The sequence below is a fragment of the Streptomyces sp. NPDC032940 genome (genome assembly GCF_040636935.1).
GTDB lineage: Bacteria > Actinomycetota > Actinomycetes > Streptomycetales > Streptomycetaceae > Streptomyces.
The window spans coordinates 59,795-74,738 of sequence record NZ_JBEZVJ010000020.1 but is presented as its reverse complement, the minus strand read 5'-3'; the positions used below and the strand labels follow the sequence as shown (position 1 = coordinate 74,738).

Sequence of the window (14,944 nt, the reverse complement as noted above, 5' to 3'; positions counted from 1 at the left end):
CCGTTTCACGTGAAACAGACGGTTTCACGTGAAACACGCGGCGCGACCGGCTCCCCGGCGTCTCGTCCGCCATGACAATGGGGCCGCACTCCCGGTCGGTCGGGAATGCGGCCCCATCTCATCGCTTCAGCGAGAGCCAGGCTCAGGCGGAAACAACCTCGATGTTGACCGTGGCGGCAACCTCGGGGTGCAGACGCACGGACGTCGCGTGGGCGCCCAGGGTCTTGATCGGCGAGCCCAGCTCGATACGGCGCTTGTCGACCTCGGGGCCACCGGCAGCCTTGATCGCCGAGGCGACGTCGGCCGGGGTGACGGAGCCGAAGAGACGACCGGCGTCGCCGGAGCGGACGGCCAGACGGACCTTCACACCCTCGAGCTGGGCCTTCACCTGGTTGGCCTGCTCGATGGTCTGGATCTCGTGGATCTTGCGAGCACGACGGATCTGCTCGACGTCCTTCTCGCCACCCTTGGTCCAGCGGATAGCGAACTTCCGCGGGATCAGGTAGTTGCGAGCGTAGCCGTCCTTGACGTCGACGACGTCGCCCGCGGCGCCGAGGCCGGAGACCTCGTGGGTGAGGATGATCTTCATGAGTCGGTCACCCTTCCCTTATCGCGCGGTGGACGTGTAGGGCAGCAGCGCCATCTCACGGCTGTTCTTGACGGCCGTGGCGACGTCACGCTGGTGCTGCGTGCAGTTGCCGGTCACGCGGCGGGCACGGATCTTGCCGCGGTCGGAAATGAACTTCCGCAGCATGTTCGTGTCCTTGTAGTCCACGTACGTGACCTTGTCCTTGCAGAAAGCGCAGACCTTCTTCTTCGGCTTGCGCACAGGCGGCTTAGCCATGATGTTTCTCCTGTGTGATCAAGAAGTGTGGGTGGAGCCCCTAGAAGGGGGGCTCGTCCGAGTAGCCGCCGCCGCTGCCGGAGCCACCGCCCCAGCCACCGCCGCCGCCCTGCTGACCGCCACCGGCGGGAGCGCCCGTGGCCCAGGGGTCGTCGGCGGGTGCGCCGCCGCCCTGCTGGCCGCCACCGGGGCCGCCGCCCCAGCCGCCGCCGCCCTGGCCGCCACCGCCGCCGTAACCGCCCTGGCCGCCGCGACCCTGGCCCGAGGTCTTGGTGACCTTGGCCGTGGCGCTGCGCAGGCTGGCACCGACTTCGTCGACGTCCAGCTCGTAGACCGTGCGCTTGACGCCCTCACGGTCCTCGTAGGACCGCTGCTTCAGCCGGCCCTGCACGATGACGCGCATGCCTCGCTGGAGCGACTCGGCGACGTTCTCCGCCGCCTGGCGCCAGACCGAGCAGGTCAGGAAGAGGCTCTCGCCGTCCTTCCACTCGTTCGTCTGGCGGTCGAAGGTGCGGGGGGTCGACGCGACACGGAACTTCGCGACGGCCGCACCGGACGGGGTGAAGCGCAGCTCGGGGTCGTCGACAAGATTGCCGATGACCGTGATGACGGTCTCGCCTGCCATGGGGGAACCTCTCGGCGGGTTTGCTGCTGGCTGCTTGTGCTGCTACTCGAATCCCGGATTCAGCTGAGCGGAAGCTCAGTGCATCTCGGGACGGAGGACCTTGGTCCGGAGGACCGACTCGTTCAGGTTCATCTGGCGGTCGAGCTCCTTGACGACCGCAGGCTCGGCCTGCAGGTCGATGACCGAGTAGATGCCCTCGGGCTTCTTCTTGATCTCGTACGAGAGACGACGACGGCCCCAGGTGTCGACCTTCTCGACCTTTCCGCCGCCGTCACGGACGACAGAGAGGAAGTTCTCGATCAGCGGGGAGACAGCGCGCTCCTCGAGATCGGGGTCGAGGATGACCATCACCTCGTAGTGACGCATGTGGAACCCACCTCCTTTGGACTCAGCGGCCACGGTCGTTCCGTGGCAGGAGGGTTGCGATGCGTTGGCACCGGCATCAGTGAGTAAACCAGCACCCACTGACAATCGGGGCTCCTCCGAGGAGGCGACCCGGCCCGGGGCTGGCAGCAGACACCAGTGCAGAAGGTACAGAGTACCCGGCCGGTGGCTTGCGGTTGAAATCCGCCTGCGGGGGGACGCAATCTGTACACATCGGAAGCGCAGGGCGAAGACAGACCTGCCTTCGGCTGGAGGTTCTCCATGGCACAGATCATGCGACCCGCCAAACCCAGGACCGGCCTGCTGGCCACCGACGGCAAACCTCACCCGCTCCAGGACACGCTGATGGCCGTGAGCCTGGCGCTGGGGGTGCTGTCCCTCGTGACCGCGGGTTTCTCATGGCTCCACGCCCTGACCTCCTGGGCCGGACTGGCCGGTGTCCTGACCGGTGGATACGGCCAGTACATCTCCGAGACGACCCGAGAGCGTTTCGGACTGGTCCTGGGCATCGGCGCCTCCGCGATCGGCCTTTACTTCGGCATCGCCCACGGCGGGCTCGTCGGCTGACCCACGGTCCGCGCCGTCCCGCGGGAGGCGCGGACCCCCCGTACGCCGGACGGGGCGCTCACAGGGCGCAGTAGGCTTCGCGCGAGAGCCGGAGCCCCTGTACCCATGGGGACACACCAGCCCGAGGAGCGCCCCGAATGAGCCTGACCCTGAGGACCATCAGCCGCGAGCAGCATCTGGCATACATCCAGAGCCTGCCGGCGGCGAGTCACATGCAGGTTCCGGCCTGGGCCGACGTCAAGGCCGAATGGCGCTCGGAGAACCTCGGGTGGTTCGACGACCGGACCGGTCAGCTGGTCGGTGTGGGCCTCGTGCTGTACCGGCAGCTGCCCAAGATCAAGCGGTACCTCGCGTACCTCCCCGAGGGCCCGGTCATCAACTGGTTCGCTCCGAATCTCCAGGAGTGGATGGAGCCCATGCTGGCGCACCTGAAGCAGCAGGGCGCCTTCTCGGTGAAGATGGGCCCCCCGGTGATCATCCGGCGCTGGGACGCCGCGTCGATCAAGAAGGGCATCCAGGACCCCGACGTCAAGCGGCTTCGCGACATAGAGGCCGACCACATCGAACCGCGTGCCTTCGAGGTGGCCGACAAGCTGCGCCGCATGGGTTGGCAGCAGGGCGAGGACGGCGGCGCCGGCTTCGGCGACGTGCAGCCCCGTTACGTCTTCCAGGTCCCGCTGGCCAACCGGTCCCTGGAAGAGGTCCACAAGAACTTCAACCAGCTGTGGCGCCGCAACATCAAGAAGGCCGAGAAGGCCGGCGTCGAGGTCGTCCAGGGCGGCTACCACGACCTCGAGGAGTGGCAGCGCCTGTACGAGATCACGGCGGTGCGCGACCACTTCCGGCCGCGTCCGCTGTCCTACTTCCAGCGCATGTGGGCGGCCCTCAACAACGAGGACCCCAACCGCATGCGGCTGTACTTCGCCCGGCACAACGGGGTGAACCTGTCGGCGGCCACGATGCTGGTGGTCGGCGGGCACGTCTGGTACTCCTACGGCGCCTCCGACAACATCGGCCGCGAGGTCCGGCCCTCGAACGCGATGCAGTGGGCGATGCTGCGCGACGCCTACGCCCTCGGGGCCACCGTCTACGACCTGCGCGGCATCTCCGACTCCCTGGACGAGAGCGACCACCTCTTCGGCCTGATCCAGTTCAAGGTCGGTACGGGCGGGCAGGCGGCCGAGTACCTCGGGGAGTGGGACTTCCCGCTGAACAAGCTGCTCCACAAGGCGCTCGACATCTACATGTCGCGCCGCTGACCCGCGCACGCCGCTCCAGTAGCGTCTAAGGGGCTTCCACAGCCTCCGGCGAGTCACCCTCACCTCTGACACACCGCAGCCACGAGAAAGGTTCCAGGTCCGGCCATGGCGCTCACGCTCTACGTCGACACCGCGCGCTGGCGGGCGCACCACAAGCACGTGCAGGAGCAGTTCCCCGGGCTCGTCCCGGTCTGCAAGGGCAACGGCTACGGCTTCGGACACGAGCGGCTGTCGGAGGAGGCCACGCGCCTCGGTTCCGACGTCCTCGCCGTGGGCACGACGTACGAGGCCGCCCGGATCAAGGACTTCTTCGGCGGCGATCTGCTGGTGCTGACGCCCTACCGGCGCGGCGAGGAGCCGGTGCCGCTGCCGGACCGGGTCGTGCGCTCCGTGTCCTCCATCGACGGCGTGTACGGCCTGGTCGGCGCGCGGGTGGTCATCGAGGTGATGTCCTCGATGAAGCGGCACGGCATCAGTGAGCAGGACCTGCCGCAGCTGCACGCCGCCATAGAGAACGTCCGGCTGGAGGGCTTCGCCATCCATCTGCCGCTGGACCGCACCGACGGCTCGGACGCCGTCGAGGAGGTCATCGGGTGGATGGACCGGCTGCGCGCGGCCCGGCTGCCGCTGCACACGATGTTCGTCAGCCACCTCAAGGCGGACGAACTCGCCCGCCTCCAGCAGCAGTTCCCGCAGACGCGGTTCCGCGCGCGCATCGGGACGCGGCTGTGGCTGGGGGACCACGAGGCCACCGAGTACCGCGGTGCGGTGCTGGACGTCACCCGTGTGGCCAAGGGGGAGCGCTTCGGCTACCGGCAGCAGAAGGCGGCTTCCGACGGTTTCCTGGTGGTCGTGGCGGGCGGCACGTCCCATGGCGTCGGTCTGGAGGCGCCGAAGGCGCTGCACGGTGTCATGCCGCGCGCCAAGGGTGTCGCCCGGGCGGGCCTTGCCACGGTGAACCGGAACCTGTCGCCGTTCGTCTGGGGCGGCAAGCAGCGCTGGTTCGCGGAGCCGCCGCACATGCAGGTGTCGATCCTCTTCGTGCCCTCCGACGCCCCGGAGCCGACGGTGGGTGACGAGCTGGTGGCGCACCTGCGGCACACCACCACGCAGTTCGACCGCCTCGTCGACCGCTGAGGGCCGCGCACGGCGCGAGAGTCCCGAGAACGGCGAAAGGGCCGTGCACGGTCACCCGTGCACGGCCCTTTTCACGCCTCGCTCAGAGCGAACCGCCGGGCTGCCGGCCGGCGCCCCATTCCACGCGAGGGCCCTCGACATGGGCCGCGTGCTGCGCCGGACGGGCCGCGGGTCCGAGGACGAAGACGTCCTCGGCGCCGTCGAGCACGCCGCCCGAGGGATCGTCGTCGCCGGTCCGCCGTACCGGGTCCCGGTCCGGCAGCAGGATGTCGCGGACGACCATGACGCACAGATACAGCGTCCCCAGCAGATGGATGCCGATGGCCCAGTGGTAGCCGTCCGTCGGCAGGCCCTTGTGGGCGTCTCCGCTGGTCGTGTAGGCGAGGTACATCCAGATGCCCAGGAAGTAGGCCACCTCGCACGCCTGCCAGATCAGGAAGTCCCGCCACTTCGGCCGGGCCAGCGCGGCCAGCGGCACCAGCCACAGGACGTACTGCGGCGAGTACACCTTGTTGGTGAGGATGAACGCCGCGACGATGAGGAAGGCGAGCTGGATGAACCGCGGCCGTCGAGGCGCGGTCAGGGCGAGTGCCGCGATGGCGCCGCAGCACAGCAGCATCAGGAGCGTGGCGAGTGTGTTGACGGTTTCGGTGCTGGGCGGGTCGTCCGAGTTCCGGACGAGGATCAGCCAGAAGGACCCGAAGTCGACGCCGCGTTCCTGGCTGAACGTGTAGAACTTCGACCAGCCGTCGAAGGCGAAGAGCATCACCGGCAGGTTCACCACCAGCCAGGCACCGGCCGCGCCGATCAGGGCCTTCCCGAACTCCCGCCACTTGCCCGCACGCCAGCACAGCACGAGCAGCGGGCCGAGGATCAGGAAGGGGTAGAGCTTGGCGGCCGTGGCCAGCCCCAGCAGCACACCGAAGGCCAGTGCACGCCCTCGTGACCACATCAGCATCGCCGCGATCGTCAGGGCGACCGCCAAAAGGTCCCAGTTGACGGTGGCGGTGAGCGCGAAGGCGGGCGCCAACGCGACCAGCAGGCCGTCCCACGGGCGCCTGGGGTGCATGCGGGTGACGCAGACGGCGATGACGGCCGCGCACACCATGAGCATCCCGGCGTTGACCATCCAGTACCACTGTTCCTGGTCCTGGACGCTGCCGCTGCCCGGGGTGAGCCAGGCGGCCACCTCCATGAACACGCCGGTCAGCACCGGGTACTCGAGGTACTCCATGTCGCCCGGGAGCTTGTCGAAGTAGGGCACGAGCCCGTCGATGAACCCACGGCCCTGGTAGAGGTGGGGGATGTCCGAGTAGCAGGCATGCGTGTACTGGGAGCTGGCGCCGAAGAACCAGGCGCCGTTGTAGCAGGGCGCCTTCTGGACCAGGCCGAGGGCGAACACACCGATCGCCACGAGCGCGATCACTCGCACCGGGGTCCACCAGGACGTCCCGAGCAGGGCGCGCCGGCCGAGGGGACCGCCGATCAGCTCGCTGCCTGCCGCGGCGACCGCGTCCTCCCTGCTCGGGGGCACCCGATCCGGTTCGTGCACGCTCGCTGGCGTCGATTCTGCACTGGGCATGGGGCACATCCTGCCGTACGTGTCTGGGAATACGACGGGGCCGCCGCACCCTGATGGGTGCGGCGGCCCCTGTTTCACGTGAAACAAGCGGGTGTTTCACGTGAAACACGCACACCGGGCATCTCGGCGGCTATCCGCTCGAACCCCAGATGGTGCCTCCTGGCCCGTTTCCGTTGCCATTACCGCCGCCGTCGCCATTGCCGTCGCCGTCCGTCGCACTGGACGAGGGCGTGGGCGACGGATCACCGTCCCCGCCGGAGGTGTCGTTGCCGCCGTTCTGATTGCCGCTGTTGTCCCCGTTCTCGCAGTCCCAGTCGAAGACACCGCAGGTCTCCGTCGGCGTGGGCGAGGGACTGGTCGGAGTCTCACTGGGCGTCGGGCTCGGCGTGGGGCTCGCCTCCTCCGTCTCCGTGGGGGTGGGGGTCGGGCTCGGTGACGGTGTGTCGTTGATGACCTCACCGATGGGTTCCGGAGTCGGGAACTTCTCCGCCGGCTCGTCCTTCAGCGCCTCCAGCATGTAGTCGTGCCAGATCTCGGACGGGAACGACGCACCGTGGATCTTGTCCTGATCGCCCGTTCCGTACATCTCCAGGAACGTGCGGTTCTTGATGGACTCGTCGTCCGGGTAGCGGAACATGCTGATCGCGGTCGACAGCTGCGGGGTGTATCCGACGAACCAGGCGGACTTGTTGCCGTCGGTGGTACCGGTCTTGCCCGCCACCTCACGGCCCGGCAGCTGGGCGTTGGAGCCCGTGCCGTCCTCGACGACCGTCTTCAGGACGTCCGTGACATTGTCCGCGACCTTCGCGGTGAAGGCCTGCTCGGTCTCGCCTTGGTGCGTGTAGATCGTGGCGCCCTCTCGGACCACCTTGGTGACGGAGAAGGGGTCACGCTGCTTCCCGCTGTCCGCGAAGGTGGCGTACGAGCCCGCCATGCGGATCGCGCTGGGGTCCGAGACGCCGATGGAGAAGGACGGGTAGCTGGTGCCCGTCAGGCTGTCCGGCAGGAGGCCCGCGTCGACAGCGGCCTCCTTGACCTTGTCGAGCCCGACGTCCATGCCGAGCTGCACATAGGCGGAGTTCACCGACTCCCGCATGGCCTCCCGCAGGTCGATCTTGTAGTCCGGCGGATCACCGACCGAGTCCTTGCCGTCATTCTCCTGCCGCCACTGCTCGCCCTTCTCGTTCGTCCAGATCGAGCCGTCGTAGTTCTTGATCTTGAGGTCGTTCTCACCGCTGTAGAGGCTCTTCGGGGAGACGACGGTACGTGCGTCCTGCGGCTGTTCCTCGGGGCCCTCGGGATCGCGCACCCCCCACTTCATCGCCGCCGCGAGCACGAACGGCTTGAACGTCGAACCGACCTGGGCACCGGTCACATCGGCGTTGTTGGTGAAGTGCCTGGTCGCGTCGGCGCCACCGTAGATGGCCTCGATGGCCCCCGTCTTGGGGTTCACGGACGCTCCGCCGAACTGGACGTGGGTGTCGGTCTTGGGACGTTCCTCGGGCTTGATGTTCGCCTTGTAGACCTTGGTGACCGCGGCTTCGAGCTTCTGGACCTTGTTCTTGTCGAAGGTCGTGTGGATCTCGTAGCCGCCCTGGTCCAGCTGGTCCCGGGTCGCGACGCCCTCCTTGATCAGGGAAGCCCTCGCGAGATCGACGAGGTACCCGATCTGACCGCCCAGCTGGGTGTTCGACCGAGGGTTCTGCACCTTGGGGAGCTCGGTGTACTTGGCCCGCTCCGCCTGGTCCAGATGCCCGTACTCGACCATCTTGTCGAGGGTGTCCTGCATCTGCCTCAGGGCGCGCTTCTGGTTGGCCTGCGGGGTGGCGGCCGGGTCGATCGACCTGGCACCCGCGGGGTCGTAGTAGGTGGCGCCCTTGAGGACGGCCGACAGCAGGGCGCACTCGCCCGGGTTCAGGTTGACGGCGTCCTTGTTGAAGTACGCCCGTGCCGCGGCCTGGATGCCGTAGGCACCTCGGCCGTAGTAGGCGGAGTTCAGGTAGCCGGCGAGGATCTCGTCCTTGTCGACCTCGGCGCCCACCTTGACCGATACGAGGATCTCCTTGAACTTCCGGGAGAGTGTCTGCGACTGGTCCTCGAGCATCGCGTTCTTGACGTACTGCTGGGTGATGGTCGAACCACCCTGCGTCTCGCCGCCCCGGGCCATGTTGAACACGGCGCGGGCGATGCCCTTCGGGTCGATGCCGCTGTCGGAGTAGAACGTCTTGTTCTCCTGGGAGATGACGGCGTTCTGCATCGCCTTGGGGATCTGGGAGAGCTTGACCACCTGCCGGTTGCGCTCACCACCGGTGGCGACCATCACGTCACCGTTGGCCCAGTAGTACACGTTGTTCTGGGCGGTCGCGGTCTTGGCGACATCGGGGATGCCCACCATGGCGTACGCGATGCCGGCGGCGGCCACGAAACAGCCGAAGAACGCGATGCAGAGACCCGAGACGAGCTTCCATGACGGCACCCAGCGCTGCCAGCCGTCCCGGTCACCCCGCGGATAGTCGATCATCCGCTTCTTGCCGGAAGCCGCCGCCCGGCCCCGCCCTGCGGCGCCCCCGGCGGCGGCGCCGCCTGCCCGCCGGCCGCCACGGGCCGGTTCGGCCGCCCTGCGGCGACCGCCTCCGCTGCGTTGTGCCGCGCGCCGGGCCTCGGCTCGGCCCCCATAGGGGCGCTCCTCGTCCTCCGGACCGTACGAGCCGGACGGAGACCCTGTGGCGCCTCGCGGTGCCGCACGGCGGCCGGAGGACGAGCCGAACTGGCCGCGTCGGGCCGCGGCACGTCCGCCTCCCTGCGGCTGCGGCGGTTTGCGACGGTGCTCGCTCATCGAACGACTACTCCTCGGGCAGGCGCACCTTTGCGCGCCTGGAAAAGGCGGCTGGTTTCCGGTCCCCCCGAAGTACGGATGCGGCCCCTACCGCATTCACCCGTACTGCACCGGGGACGAGGACGCCCCCACGCGTCACTCGGTTCCCGGCAGTCTGCATGGCGCACAGACTACGCACCGCCAAAACCCCCGAGGCCCGAAGTTCACCTCAAATCAGGCAACTTGCTCACTATGAATCCTCGATGTGATCCCGTTCACCAGCGCACCCCTTGTCGCATGGGCGAGGTCGTTCTATCGTCTGGATGTATCGAGTCGATACATCAGTGCGGCATAAGGACGAGAGGAGGCGACGATGAGCCGGCGTTCCGGCATCCTCGAGTTCGCCGTACTCGGCCTGCTCCGCGAATCCCCGATGCACGGCTATGAGCTGCGCAAGCGGCTCAACACGTCACTCGGTGTGTTCCGGGCGTTCAGCTACGGGACGCTGTACCCCTGCCTCAAGACGCTGGTCGCCAACGGCTGGTTGATCGAGGAACCGGGGAACGTCGGCGAGGCCGCCGCCTCCCTCACGGGTCGGCGCGCCAAGATCGTCTACCGGTTGACGGCCGACGGCAAGGATCACTTCGAGCAGCTCCTCTCGCAGACCGGCCCCGACGCGTACGAGGACGAGACCTTCGCCGCTCGCTTCGCGTTCTTCGGGCAGACGTCGCGTGACGTGCGCATGCGCGTCCTCGAGGGCCGACGCAGCCGGCTGGAGGAGCGCCTGGAGAAGATGCGGGCCTCGCTGGCCCGCACCCGGGAGCGCCTCGACGACTACACGCTCGAGCTCCAGCGCCACGGAATGGAGTCCGTGGAGCGCGAAGTGCGCTGGCTGAACGAGCTCATCGAGAGCGAGCGGGCGGGGCGGGACCTGCGAGGTTCCGCCGCCGAGGGGACCGCTCAACAGGACACGACATCTGGAGCGACGGGCGGCCTGCCCCGGCCGGGGGACGACCCCCGGCCGGATACGCCCGGCGACACCGCCACGTGAGCGCCCAGTCAGGGCCTCACTCGTACACACAGGGAGCAACCGGAATGGGTTCGGTTCGCGTAGCCATCGTCGGTGTGGGCAACTGCGCCGCATCGCTGGTGCAGGGCGTCGAGTACTACAAGGACGCCGACCCGGCGTCCAAGGTCCCGGGCCTGATGCACGTCCAGTTCGGCGACTACCACGTCCGTGACATCGAGTTCGTCGCCGCGTTCGACGTGGACGCCAAGAAGGTCGGCCTGGACCTCGCGGACGCCATCGGCGCCTCCGAGAACAACACCATCAAGATCTGCGACGTGCCGAACAGCGGCGTCCAGGTCCAGCGCGGCCACACCCTCGACGGTCTCGGCAAGTACTACCGGGAGACCATCGAGGAGTCCCCCGAGGCCCCGGTCGACATCGTCCAGGTCCTCAAGGACAAGCAGGTCGACGTCCTCGTCTGCTACCTGCCCGTCGGCTCAGAGGACGCGGCGAAGTACTACGCCCAGTGCGCCATCGACGCCAAGGTCGCCTTCGTCAACGCTCTCCCGGTCTTCATCGCCGGCACCAAGGAGTGGGCGGACAAGTTCACCGAGGCCGGCGTGCCGATCGTCGGTGACGACATCAAGTCGCAGGTCGGCGCCACCATCACGCACCGCGTGATGGCGAAGCTGTTCGAGGACCGGGGCGTCATCCTCGACCGCACGATGCAGCTGAACGTCGGCGGCAACATGGACTTCAAGAACATGCTCGAGCGCGAGCGCCTGGAGTCCAAGAAGATCTCCAAGACGCAGGCCGTCACCTCCCAGATCCCCGACCGGGACCTCGGCGAGAAGAACGTCCACATCGGCCCGTCCGACTACGTGGCCTGGCTGGACGACCGCAAGTGGGCCTACGTGCGCCTCGAGGGCCGCGCGTTCGGCGACGTCCCGCTGAACCTGGAGTACAAGCTCGAGGTCTGGGACTCCCCGAACTCGGCCGGTGTCATCATCGACGCCCTGCGCGCCGCGAAGATCGCCAAGGACCGCGGCATCGGCGGTCCGATCCTGTCGGCGTCGAGCTACTTCATGAAGTCCCCGCCGGTCCAGTACTTCGACGACCAGGCCCGCGAGAACGTCGAGAAGTTCATCAAGGGCGAGGTCGAGCGCTGAGCGCGCCCGGCTGAAGTCCGCTGAAGGTCCCTGGGTCGCACGACCCGGGGACCTTTGCGTATGTGAGGCTGTGCCCCATGGCCGTCGTCCGTGACCTGCGCGTCCTGCTGCGCCTGAAGGGGTTCCGGCGCCTGCTCGCCGTGCGTCTGCTCTCCCAGGGCGCCGACGGCGTCTACCAGGTCGCGCTCGCCACCTATGTGGTCTTCTCACCGGAGAAGCAGGCCTCGGCCGCCGCGATCGCCTCCGCGATGGCGGTCCTGCTGCTCCCGTACTCGCTGGTGGGGCCCTTCGCCGGTGTCCTCCTGGACCGCTGGCGCCGCCGCCAGGTCCTTCTGTACGGCAATCTGCTGCGCGCCGTACTCGCGTCGGTGACCGCGGCGCTGATCGTGGCCTCCGTCCCGGACTGGCTCTTCTACGTCTCCGCCCTGTGCGTCACCGCCGTCAACCGCTTCGTCCTCGCAGGGCTGTCCGCCGCGCTGCCGCGCGTGGTCGACCCGGGGCGCCTGGTGATCGCGAACTCCCTCTCGCCGACGGCGGGGACCCTGGCGGCGACGGCCGGCGGCGGACTGGCCTTCGTCGTGCGGATCGTGGTCGCCGACTCCGACGCAGCCGTGGTGCTGCTCGCGGCCGCCCTGTACCTGTGCGGCGCGCTCGCGTCGCTGCGGATGGCGGTGGAGCTGCTGGGTCCGGACCGGGTGCTGGTGCACCCGCATCTCGCGTCGGCGCTCGCCGGGACGGCCAGAGGACTGGTGGCCGGCATACGCCATCTCCTCGCACCCGCCCGCCGGGGAGCGGCCTGGGCGCTCGCGGTCATGACGCTGATGCGGTTCTGCTACGGCGCCATGCTCGTGCTCCTGCTGATGCTGTGCCGGTACGCCCTGACGTCGGAGACGGACGAAGGGCTCGCGCTGTTGGGGCTGGTGTTGGGCGTCTCGGGCGGCGGCTTCTTCGCCGCGGCGGTGCTCACGCCGTGGGGTGCCGGGCGGTTCGGCCCCGGCCGCTGGATGGCCGTGTGCGCGACCACCGCGGCGGTGCTGGTGCCGGCGCTGGGGCTGCCGTTCGCCACGGGCCCCCTCCTCGCCGTGGCGTTCGTGCTGGGCCTGACGACCCAGGGCTCAAAGATCGCGACCGACACGATCGTGCAGTCGACTGTCGACGACGCCTTCCGTGGCCGGATCTTCTCCGTTTACGACGTGCTCTTCAATGTCGCCTTCGTCGGTGCTGCCGCGGTGGCCGCGCTGATGCTGCCGCCGGACGGCCGATCGGTGCCGCTGGTCGTCACTGTCGCCGCTGTCTACGGAGCAGTTGCGGTGGCTATGGCCTGTTTTGGCAAGCAGTAAGTGTCACATCAGTGCCACAGAGCCCCACCGGGCTACAGAGATGTCGGTGGGGCCCGGTAACTTACGTGCGTCTTACTCGCGCCATGTTCGCGTCATGCACCCATGTTTAGGGGGACCCCCAGTGACCACTCCGCCGCCCCAGGGCAATCCGTTCGCGCAGGGCCAGCCGCAGGCCCCGCAGCAGCCCCAGGGGCAGAACCCCTACGCGCAGGGCCAGCAGGGCTTCCCGCAGCAGGCCGGCCAGACCGGCTTCCCTCAGCAGGGTGCACCGTACGCCCCGGTCCCGCCGGAGCCGACCCGCCGCAAGGTCAGCTTCAAGACGATCAAGAACATAGTCATCGCCGTGATCGTCGTCGGTGTGGCTGTCGGCGGTTACATCGCCAGCCGCGACGACGCCAACACGGCGGCGGTCGGTGACTGCATGCACCGCGGCAGCACCAACGACAACGACCCGGACCTCGAGGTCGTCGACTGCTCGGACTCGAAGGCCCAGTACGAGGTGCTGGCCAAGATCGAGGGCTCGTTCCTCACCGACACGATGGCCCAGAGCAAGTGCGAGGCCGAGGCGAAGGACTTCCAGTACGTCTACACCGAAAGCGGCGACGGCAAGGACTTCCTGCTCTGCCTGAAGGACTACAAGAAGTAGGCAGACGCCTGTGAGGGCGTGAAGGGGCGGTGTTTCACGTGAAACACCGCCCCTTTTGCGGAACCAGGTCGTGTTTCACGTGAAACACGACCTGGTTCCGCAGCTCACGACTCCTGGCCGGCCCACCACTCCTTGAGCGCCGCCACCGCGGCCTCGTGGCCCATGGGGCCGTTCTCCAGGCGGAGCTCCAGCAGGAACTTGTACGCCCGGCCGACGACCGGACCCGGCGGGACGCCCAGGATCTCCATGACCTGGTTGCCGTCCAGGTCCGGGCGGATCGCGTCCAGCTCCTCCTGCTCCTGGAGCTTCGCGATCCGCTCCTCCAGGCCGTCGTACGCCCGGGAGAGCGCGGTGGCCTTGCGCTTGTTGCGAGTCGTGCAGTCCGAGCGCGTCAGCTTGTGGAGGCGGTCGAGCAGCGGGCCGGCGTCGCGGACATAGCGGCGCACCGCGGAGTCCGTCCACTCGCCCGTGCCGTAGCCGTGGAAGCGCAGGTGCAGCTCGACCAGGCGGGAGACGTCCTTCACCAGGTCGTTGGAGTACTTGAGCGCGGTCATGCGCTTCTTGGTCATCTTGGCCCCGACCACCTCGTGGTGGTGGAACGAGACCCGGCCGTCCTTCTCGAACCGGCGCGTGCGCGGCTTGCCGATGTCGTGGAGCAGAGCGGCCAGCCGGAGAACCAGGTCGGGGCCTTCGGTCTCCAGGGCCATCGCCTGCTCGAGGACGATGAGCGTGTGGTCGTAGACGTCCTTGTGCCGGTGGTGCTCGTCCCGCTCCAGACGCAGCGCGGGCAGCTCGGGCAGGACGTGCTCGGCGATGCCGGTGTCCACGAGCAGGGTCAGCCCTTTGCGCGGGTGAGTGGAGAGAAGGAGCTTGTTCAGCTCGTCCCGGACCCGCTCGGCGGAGACGATCTCGATCCGCCCGGCCATGTCCTTCATGGCCGTGACGACCTCGGGGGCCACCGTGAAGTCGAGCTGGGCGGCGAAACGCGCGGCCCGCATCATCCGAAGCGGGTCGTCCGAGAACGACTCCTCGGGAGTGCCGGGAGTCCGCAGCACACGGGCCGCGAGGTCGTCGAGCCCGCCGTGCGGATCGATGAACGTCTTCTCCGGGAGCGCGACGGCCATGGCGTTCACGGTGAAGTCGCGACGGACCAGGTCCTCCTCGATGGAGTCGCCGTACGACACCTCCGGCTTGCGCGAGGTGCGGTCGTACGCCTCCGACCGGTAGGTGGTCACCTCGATCTGGAAGCCGTCCTTCTGTGCCCCGACCGTGCCGAAGGCGATCCCGACCTCCCAGACGGCGTCCGCCCACGGCCGCACGATCTTCAGTACGTCCTGCGGCCGGGCATCGGTCGTGAAGTCCAGGTCGTTGCCGAGCCGGCCGAGCAACGCGTCCCGGACCGAGCCGCCGACCAGGGCGAGAGAAAACCCGGCCTCCTGGAAACGGCGGGCGAGGTCGTCGGCGACAGGCGCTACCCGCAACGGTTCGCTCACCGCGCGAGGCTGCGCCTGACTCATGGCACTGGGGTTGACTTCGTTGGCGTTCGGCACAACAGGACAGGGTACGT

At 68.3% G+C, this 14,944-nt stretch carries 14 protein-coding genes; 7 read left to right on the top strand and 7 right to left on the bottom strand.

Annotation, left to right across the window (positions count from 1 at the left end):
- Positions 1–142: 142 nt before the first annotated feature.
- The 4 genes from rplI to rpsF form a co-directional block, all read right to left on the bottom strand.
- A complete protein-coding gene (gene rplI, locus AB0E77_RS23050; protein WP_189230198.1) occupies positions 143–589 on the bottom strand; it encodes a 50S ribosomal protein L9 in 447 nt (148 codons plus the stop codon).
- A gap of 18 nt (positions 590–607) precedes the next feature.
- Positions 608–844 carry a 30S ribosomal protein S18 gene (rpsR, locus tag AB0E77_RS23045; protein WP_003949403.1) on the bottom strand — a complete coding sequence of 79 codons (237 nt, stop codon included), beginning with the start codon at positions 842–844 and terminating at the stop codon, positions 608–610.
- 40 nt (positions 845–884) lie between these two features.
- Positions 885–1,469 carry a single-stranded DNA-binding protein gene (locus tag AB0E77_RS23040; RefSeq protein ID WP_361573506.1) on the bottom strand — a complete coding sequence of 195 codons (585 nt, stop codon included), beginning with the start codon at positions 1,467–1,469 and terminating at the stop codon, positions 885–887.
- A 75-nt stretch (positions 1,470–1,544) separates the two neighbouring features.
- Positions 1,545–1,835 (bottom strand): 30S ribosomal protein S6, encoded by a 291-nt coding sequence (gene rpsF / locus AB0E77_RS23035; protein WP_077798159.1) that lies wholly within the window; start codon positions 1,833–1,835, stop codon positions 1,545–1,547.
- 279 nt (positions 1,836–2,114) lie between these two features.
- On the opposite strand from rpsF, the gene AB0E77_RS23030 reads away from it, so the two are divergent.
- The 3 genes from AB0E77_RS23030 (at position 2,115) to AB0E77_RS23020 (ending at position 4,816) form a co-directional block, all read left to right on the top strand.
- Complete coding sequence (locus tag AB0E77_RS23030) at positions 2,115–2,420, top strand: hypothetical protein (RefSeq protein WP_361573504.1); 306 nt, start codon at positions 2,115–2,117, stop codon at positions 2,418–2,420.
- A 137-nt stretch (positions 2,421–2,557) separates the two neighbouring features.
- Complete coding sequence (gene femX, locus AB0E77_RS23025; protein WP_031040037.1) at positions 2,558–3,679, top strand: peptidoglycan bridge formation glycyltransferase FemX; 1,122 nt, start codon at positions 2,558–2,560, stop codon at positions 3,677–3,679.
- Between the two features lie 105 nt (positions 3,680–3,784).
- Positions 3,785–4,816: an alanine racemase gene (locus AB0E77_RS23020; RefSeq protein ID WP_361573502.1), complete on the top strand. Its 1,032-nt coding sequence runs from the start codon at positions 3,785–3,787 to the stop codon at positions 4,814–4,816.
- 82 nt (positions 4,817–4,898) lie between these two features.
- Here AB0E77_RS23020 and AB0E77_RS23015 read toward each other — a convergent pair whose 3' ends face one another.
- Complete coding sequence (locus AB0E77_RS23015) at positions 4,899–6,407, bottom strand: glycosyltransferase 87 family protein (RefSeq protein WP_361573500.1); 1,509 nt, start codon at positions 6,405–6,407, stop codon at positions 4,899–4,901.
- Between the two features lie 121 nt (positions 6,408–6,528).
- Positions 6,529–9,234 (bottom strand): transglycosylase domain-containing protein, encoded by a 2,706-nt coding sequence (locus AB0E77_RS23010; protein WP_361573498.1) that lies wholly within the window; start codon positions 9,232–9,234, stop codon positions 6,529–6,531.
- 352 nt (positions 9,235–9,586) lie between these two features.
- Here AB0E77_RS23010 and AB0E77_RS23005 point away from each other — a divergent pair, with 352 nt between their 5' ends.
- The 4 genes from AB0E77_RS23005 to AB0E77_RS22990 all read left to right on the top strand — a co-directional run bounded on the left by AB0E77_RS23005 (position 9,587) and on the right by AB0E77_RS22990 (position 13,377).
- Positions 9,587–10,264, top strand: coding sequence for a helix-turn-helix transcriptional regulator (locus AB0E77_RS23005; RefSeq protein WP_361573496.1), 678 nt, complete (start codon positions 9,587–9,589; stop codon positions 10,262–10,264).
- A 44-nt stretch (positions 10,265–10,308) separates the two neighbouring features.
- Entirely contained in the window at positions 10,309–11,391 is a 1,083-nt protein-coding gene (locus tag AB0E77_RS23000) for an inositol-3-phosphate synthase (protein WP_361573494.1), read from the top strand.
- 77 nt (positions 11,392–11,468) lie between these two features.
- On the top strand, positions 11,469–12,731 hold the full coding sequence (locus AB0E77_RS22995; RefSeq protein ID WP_361573492.1) for an MFS transporter: 1,263 nt from the start codon (positions 11,469–11,471) through the stop codon (positions 12,729–12,731).
- A gap of 121 nt (positions 12,732–12,852) precedes the next feature.
- Complete coding sequence (locus tag AB0E77_RS22990) at positions 12,853–13,377, top strand: hypothetical protein (RefSeq protein ID WP_361573490.1); 525 nt, start codon at positions 12,853–12,855, stop codon at positions 13,375–13,377.
- Positions 13,378–13,481: 104 nt separating this feature from the next.
- Here the strand turns inward: AB0E77_RS22990 and AB0E77_RS22985 are convergent, their stop codons facing one another.
- Positions 13,482–14,927 (bottom strand): CCA tRNA nucleotidyltransferase, encoded by a 1,446-nt coding sequence (locus AB0E77_RS22985; protein ID WP_361573488.1) that lies wholly within the window; start codon positions 14,925–14,927, stop codon positions 13,482–13,484.
- Between the last annotated feature and the right edge of the window lie 17 nt (positions 14,928–14,944).

Coding starts and splice junctions, on each gene's coding strand:
- AB0E77_RS23010 (WP_361573498.1), bottom strand. CDS start 9,234: ATGAGCGAGCACCGTCGCAAACCGCCGCAGCCGCAGGGAGGCGGACGT.
- AB0E77_RS22995 (WP_361573492.1), top strand. CDS start 11,469: ATGGCCGTCGTCCGTGACCTGCGCGTCCTGCTGCGCCTGAAGGGGTTC.
- AB0E77_RS23020 (WP_361573502.1), top strand. CDS start 3,785: ATGGCGCTCACGCTCTACGTCGACACCGCGCGCTGGCGGGCGCACCAC.
- rpsR (WP_003949403.1), bottom strand. CDS start 844: ATGGCTAAGCCGCCTGTGCGCAAGCCGAAGAAGAAGGTCTGCGCTTTC.
- rpsF (WP_077798159.1), bottom strand. CDS start 1,835: ATGCGTCACTACGAGGTGATGGTCATCCTCGACCCCGATCTCGAGGAG.
- AB0E77_RS23040 (WP_361573506.1), bottom strand. CDS start 1,469: ATGGCAGGCGAGACCGTCATCACGGTCATCGGCAATCTTGTCGACGAC.
- AB0E77_RS23000 (WP_361573494.1), top strand. CDS start 10,309: ATGGGTTCGGTTCGCGTAGCCATCGTCGGTGTGGGCAACTGCGCCGCA.
- AB0E77_RS23030 (WP_361573504.1), top strand. CDS start 2,115: ATGGCACAGATCATGCGACCCGCCAAACCCAGGACCGGCCTGCTGGCC.
- femX (WP_031040037.1), top strand. CDS start 2,558: ATGAGCCTGACCCTGAGGACCATCAGCCGCGAGCAGCATCTGGCATAC.
- AB0E77_RS23005 (WP_361573496.1), top strand. CDS start 9,587: ATGAGCCGGCGTTCCGGCATCCTCGAGTTCGCCGTACTCGGCCTGCTC.
- AB0E77_RS23015 (WP_361573500.1), bottom strand. CDS start 6,407: ATGTGCCCCATGCCCAGTGCAGAATCGACGCCAGCGAGCGTGCACGAA.
- rplI (WP_189230198.1), bottom strand. CDS start 589: ATGAAGATCATCCTCACCCACGAGGTCTCCGGCCTCGGCGCCGCGGGC.